This window comes from Streptomyces sp. NPDC020681, assembly GCF_044334895.1.
In the GTDB taxonomy this organism is placed as follows: Bacteria; Actinomycetota; Actinomycetes; order Streptomycetales; family Streptomycetaceae; genus Streptomyces.
In genome coordinates this window covers 1-5,261 of sequence record NZ_JBIRTX010000060.1, presented here as the reverse complement: position 1 = coordinate 5,261, position 5,261 = coordinate 1, and the positions used below count along the sequence as shown (strand labels likewise).

Below are 5,261 nucleotides of genomic sequence, written 5' to 3'. Positions count from 1 at the left end.
CCGAACGGACAGAACCTACTTGAGGGCACTGACAGCCACGTGCCGTCGAAATCGGCTCGCGGTGTTCAGCAGGACTCTTTCGATACACGGCCTAGGGCCTGTCCGGAGGATCATGCCTGGGACGCGGTGGTCTGGCACGCCCGTCTGCAGGGTTGTCGTCAGGTGACGGAGGAGAATGAGCGGCATGGCGATGGTGAAGGACATCGATGTCCGCGGTATGCAGCACTGCGAGACGACGGCGCTGGGAGTGCTGCTGCGGCATGAGGGACTCGACTTGTCCGAGCCCATGCTGTTCGGGCTCGGCTCCGGGCTGTCCTTCATCTACTGGGACAGCAAAGCCATGGGCTTTCCCTTCCTGGGAGGTCGGGTCAAGCCGTTCGAGCTCACCAGGAACCTGGCCGCCGTACTCGGGCTTGAGCTGCTGGTCGGGGAGACCACCTCCCCGCGCAAGGCATGGCATAACGTGGCGGCACCCATCGACGCCGGTCGGCCGGTCGGCCTTCAGCTCGACAGCTACCACCTGGACTACTTCAGCACCAAGGTGCACTTCGGCGGGCACGTCGTGGCCATGTATGGCTACGACGAACAGGACGCCTACCTGGTGGACACAGACCCGCAGGGCGGAGCGGTCTCGACCAGCCTCGCCGGCCTGGCCAGAGCCAGGGCCGAGCGCGGCCCCATGACCGCCAAGCACCGCTCCTTCATCATCACAGCGCCCAGCAGCCCGACGCCACCGCAGAAACGGATCATCCCCGCGATCAAGACCTGCGCCGACGCCTTCCTGAACCCGCCCATCGCGAACCTGGGCCACCGGGGCATCGAGAAGACCGCCAAGCAAGTGCCGAAGTGGCTGGAGCGCAGCGACAATCCGCGGGAAGATCTGCCACGGACCGCCGTCCTCATGGAGAGGGCCGGCACCGGCGGCGCTCTGTTCCGCAATCTCTACCGGGACTTCCTCGCCGAGTGCGCCCAGCTGATCGAGAGCAGCCACCTGCGCACCGGCCACGCCCTGTTTACCGAGGCCGCCACCCTCTGGACACAGGTGGCCGCACTCGTCGCGACAGCAGGCGAATCCGGCGACGCGAAGCACCTCATGCAGGCCGGCTCCATCCTCCACGAGCTCTCGCGCATCGAACGCGATGCGATGCAGGCACTCAGCCTGCTCTAGGGCCTGTCCGGCGGGTCATGCGCGGAGCCAGAGTCGGATCGAGGTAACAGTGACGGTGCCGTGGAAGATGTAGGCGCGTTTGTCGAACCTCGTGGCCACGGCCCGGACATCCTTGAGGACCCTGTGGCCGTCCTCGACGGCGGCTAGGGCCCGTTGGGAAAGTCACGGCATCGCCTGCCGGCCGTGGACCACGGCCGCAGGGAGTCCCTCCGTCTCCCTATTGCGCTCGCATAAGGTCAAGGTCCTCGCCCCATGCGTCCAGCACTTCGCCGTGACCTGCCTCTCGGGCCGCTGCCTCGGCAATGCTGAAGAGGTGCCGCTGTAGGGATACGTCGCCTGTTGCCGAGATGCGGTTCACGGCACGGAGCAACATGTCAGTGTCCCAGCCCGGCAGTGGGTGTCGGGCGAGCTCCCACTCCAGGTACTTGTTGTAGGGGCGGGGGCGCCGGTCGAGAGCGAAGAGCAGCTCAATCAGAAACCGAATGCTGTCGGCGGCGTCGAGGCGAGCGGCGAGAGCCTGGCCGTCCCGGTGGTTCTTGACGGAGCGGTAGAGAGAGTTGGCGTAGGCGTCGAGCCAGCCACTGGAGTCCTGGAATGCCTCATCGGCACCCAGACGAGCCTTGTCGGCAAGGATCCGGGCGATGCCTCCGCCGAGCCGGTCGAGCACGATCTGGGCACGGGCGAGGGCGTAGCGTTCAAATCCTGGCATCCCGGCTGCACGGAACTCGGTGAGAGAGACGATGACGAGGTCGAGCTCGGCGGTGCGGTGGCCCGCGAACCGGGTGAGATCGGTCGTAGCGTCATCGGCGACGACCACGTAAAGGTCGTGATCGGAATGCCGGGTGATCATGCCGTCGTGGGCTCGGGAACCTTTGAGGACGAGGCCGACGACGGCTGAATCACTGGCGGCGAGTTCGACAAACGCGTCGTAGGTGAGAGGCTGCCGAACAGTCATGGTGTGGATCTCCGGTGGGGTGATGACGGGTATGCCTGCTGGGGCGGCCCCTGTAACGGGAGACGCCTGCACCGTCTGCGGCTGCACATGGCTGCCGCCCGGAAGATCAACGCACATCTGGACTTTAGCGCCTGGCTGGCCGTGACGACCGACCTGTCGCAGCGTTCCGCGACACCGAGCGCGTTCGACCCTGCCAAGCTCCGCTGTTCCAACCGGGGTTAGGACGTGAAGCTTGCACGCACAGAAGGTGGACTGGGCAGGAAGAGAATCAGTGTCTGACTGGCCCGAGGACGGAGCCCCGGTCCTGCATGTCGGCGGGTGTCACCGTGATCATCACGAGGACCGGGCCTGCTCTCGCGGTCCCCGCTCCGTCTGTCGTCACACCACGGGCGACGGTGGCTCAGAATGCGTCCACATCGGATCATCGGTGTCGGGTCGACCATGAAGACGCCGAGGCACCGGCCCCGGAACGGCCAGGCGGCGGCGTGCGATTTCGGTGAATGACCGGCGCCGGTCCTCGATGTCATCCCGCAAGGCGAACCACTGCCCCTGTGTGGACCTGTCGCGCACGAGGGCGCGATGAGACCGCCAGATCTGCTCATCGATTGCATGCGCAGCCTCGGCGATGTCGTGATCGGCCACCAAACTCACCATGGCCAACGCGTCGTTCCACGGTCGCCAGTCGATCTCAGATCCGGTGCCGGGCGGCTGTGCTCGCCTTTCTTCGGACAGCCGAGCCAGGGCTACGAGGATCGCGGCGGACTCTCGTAGAACCTGGGCGCATGCGTCCGTCTGGCGTTCCCAGGACCGCTGTCCTCGTTGCGCCCGGCTGCTGACGAACGAACCAGCGGCGACGCCGAGCAGCGTCGTCAGCACAGCGCTGCCGGTGGTGGCGATGAAACTCCAGTCGGTGCTCACGACTGACAGTCTCGGTGTGCACCCCCGTGCCACGGAAGAGGCGTCTGCCTTTCGGGCCGGGGCGCTGCCTCGTTCCGGCCTTGTCGCGCGGGCGACGGTCGTCGCTGCTGCCCGTGCGACTCCCGACGGCGCTTGATGTGCGGTGAGGCGTGCACGATCAGCCGTGCCCGAAGCCAGTGTTCACGCACCGCATCGCCCGCAAGGGGAGAGGCCACCGCCAACTCAATCCACTGTGGTTTTCTCAAGGAAATGATCTCGTGAGGTGACTCGGCCAGGGATCCCGCGAGCCGCGATGAGTCCTGCGGCGTCCGGCGGTCATACTGTCGAACCCGCTCCAGAGGAGGACTTCTGATGCGCAGCGTGACCTATTCGATGAGCGTCTCACTCGACGGCTACATCGTCGGGCCGGACGGCGGCTTCGACTGGACGGTCCCCGACAAGGAGGTCTTTCGCTTCTGGATCGACGAGATTCGACAGGTCGGCGTCCACCTGTTGGGACGACGGCTGTACGAGACGATGCTGTACTGGGAGACCGCCGACCAGGATCCTACGCTCGGCGACCCAGAGCGCGAGTGGACCGCGCTCTGGAATCCGCTCCCAAAGGTGGTGTTCTCCTCCACGCTGTCGGCGGTGCAGGGAAATGCCCGCCTGGCCTCCGGCGGCCTGGCGGAGGAGATCGAGCGGTTGCGAGCCGAGCCGGGAGAGGGCGACATCGCGATCGGCGGCGCGACTCTCGCCGCCGAGGCGGCCGCGTTGGGTCTGATCGACGAGTACCAGGCCATGGTCTACCCGGTGCTGGTTGGCGGTGGCATCCCGTTTTTTCCCCAACACGAGCGCCGGGTGGATCTCGAACTCGTCGAGACTCGCACCTTCAGCTCGAGAGTCGTCTACCTCCACCACCGCGTGGCGCGTTAGCCGGCTCGTCCGCCGAGCCCTGGGCCAGCGAATGATGGATACACCGCGCGTCGGCAGCCCTCTTGACCCCGGAGCTATCGTTGAACGGGTGCCTGGTCGGTGACAGCGGGGGTGCGTGTGACGATCGAGTCGCAGAAAAGACCCACACTCGCCCGCATCGCCGAAATAGCCGGCGTGTCCGTGCCGACGGTCTCCAAGGTGCTCAACGGCCACCGTGACGTGTCCGTGCGAACCCAGGAGCGGGTCGAGCAGATCATCGCCCAGGAGGGGTACGTCCGTCCGTCGAAGCCTCGTGGCGGAGCCGGCGCGCTGCTGGACCTGGTGATCAATGACCTGGACAGTGCCTGGGCCGCCGAGATCCTCACCGGCGCCGAAGAGGTGGCGCGTGAGCACCGGATGCACCTCGTGCTCAGCGCGGTCCATACCGATCGCGCGCCTGCGCTGGGCTGGTTGGAGGCGCTCGGCGCACGTGGTTCGCGCGGGGTCGTCCTCGTGCTGTCCGATCTCACGGCCATCCAGCGCACGACGCTCGACCGGCTGTCGATCCCGTTTGTCGTGGTCGACGCGGTGGGCGGTGAGGATCCGCCGGCGAACTCGGTCAGCGTGACCAACCGGCACGGTGGGTTCAGCGCTGTCCAGCACCTGATTTCCCTGGGGCACAGTCGGATCGCGGTCATCGGCGGCCCCGAGCACCTGTCCTGCACCCGGGCACGGTTGGCGGGCTACCGTGACGCGCTGAAGGTTGCCGGGCTGCGGTTCGACGCGCGCCTGGTGCGCCATGGTCCCTTCCGGCTCGAGGAGGGATACCTGCAGACCAGTGCGTTGCTGGAGCTGCCGACGCCTCCTACCGGGATCGTCGCGGGCAACGATGTGCAGGCGCTGGGCGCATACCAGGCGCTCAAGGAGCGCCGGCTGCGGATTCCGTCCGATGTCAGCGTGGTCGGCTTCGACGATGTGCACTTCACCCCGTGGACGTCGCCGCCACTGACGAGCATCCGACAGCCCCTTCGGGAAATGGGCGCATTGGCGACCAGGATGCTCGTCACGCTGATCAAGGGTGGGCAACCGCCTGTTCCGCGGATCGAGTTGGCAACCAATCTCGTGGTGCGCGAGAGCACCGGCCCTGTTGCGAGGTAGGCGTAGGCCGGGCAATGTCCGCCTGCCGGAGTCGTGTGTGGGGGGGGGGGGGGGGGGGGGGCGCGCCCCCCCCCCCCCCCCCCCGCCCCGGGGGGCCCCCCCCCCCCCCCCCCCCCCGCCCCCGGCCCCCGCGCGGGGTGGAGCGCGGGGGCCGTCGGGGGGGGGGGC

5 protein-coding genes and 1 pseudogene are annotated in these 5,261 nt (G+C 67.3%); 3 read left to right on the top strand and 3 right to left on the bottom strand.

Annotation, left to right across the window (positions count from 1 at the left end; all coding sequences use genetic code 11):
- Positions 1–184 precede the first annotated feature (184 nt).
- Positions 185–1,168 (top strand): BtrH N-terminal domain-containing protein, encoded by a 984-nt coding sequence (locus ACH4YL_RS40590; RefSeq protein ID WP_398512563.1) that lies wholly within the window; start codon positions 185–187, stop codon positions 1,166–1,168.
- 15 nt (positions 1,169–1,183) lie between these two features.
- Here the strand turns inward: ACH4YL_RS40590 and ACH4YL_RS40585 are convergent.
- The 3 genes and pseudogenes from ACH4YL_RS40585 to ACH4YL_RS40575 all read right to left on the bottom strand — a co-directional run.
- Positions 1,184–1,285, bottom strand: a pseudogene (locus ACH4YL_RS40585) (IS5/IS1182 family transposase); the annotation flags it as partial.
- A 100-nt stretch (positions 1,286–1,385) separates the two neighbouring features.
- Positions 1,386–2,123: a hypothetical protein gene (locus ACH4YL_RS40580; protein ID WP_398512564.1), complete on the bottom strand. Its 738-nt coding sequence runs from the start codon at positions 2,121–2,123 to the stop codon at positions 1,386–1,388.
- Between the two features lie 378 nt (positions 2,124–2,501).
- Complete coding sequence (locus ACH4YL_RS40575) at positions 2,502–3,041, bottom strand: hypothetical protein (RefSeq protein WP_398512562.1); 540 nt, start codon at positions 3,039–3,041, stop codon at positions 2,502–2,504.
- Between the two features lie 351 nt (positions 3,042–3,392).
- Here ACH4YL_RS40575 and ACH4YL_RS40570 point away from each other — a divergent pair, with 351 nt between their 5' ends.
- The gene (locus tag ACH4YL_RS40570) at positions 3,393–3,956 is read left to right on the top strand and encodes a dihydrofolate reductase family protein (RefSeq protein WP_398512561.1); all 564 of its coding nucleotides are present in this window, start codon (positions 3,393–3,395) and stop codon (positions 3,954–3,956) included.
- A gap of 99 nt (positions 3,957–4,055) precedes the next feature.
- Positions 4,056–5,093 (top strand): LacI family DNA-binding transcriptional regulator, encoded by a 1,038-nt coding sequence (locus ACH4YL_RS40565; protein WP_398512560.1) that lies wholly within the window; start codon positions 4,056–4,058, stop codon positions 5,091–5,093.
- Positions 5,094–5,261 lie beyond the last annotated feature (168 nt).

What these genes read in the sequence shown, in the direction of transcription:
- ACH4YL_RS40580 (WP_398512564.1), bottom strand. Translation starts at nt 2,123, where the DNA reads ATGACTGTTCGGCAGCCTCTCACCTACGACGCGTTTGTCGAACTCGCC.
- ACH4YL_RS40590 (WP_398512563.1), top strand. Translation starts at nt 185, where the DNA reads ATGGCGATGGTGAAGGACATCGATGTCCGCGGTATGCAGCACTGCGAG.
- ACH4YL_RS40570 (WP_398512561.1), top strand. Translation starts at nt 3,393, where the DNA reads ATGCGCAGCGTGACCTATTCGATGAGCGTCTCACTCGACGGCTACATC.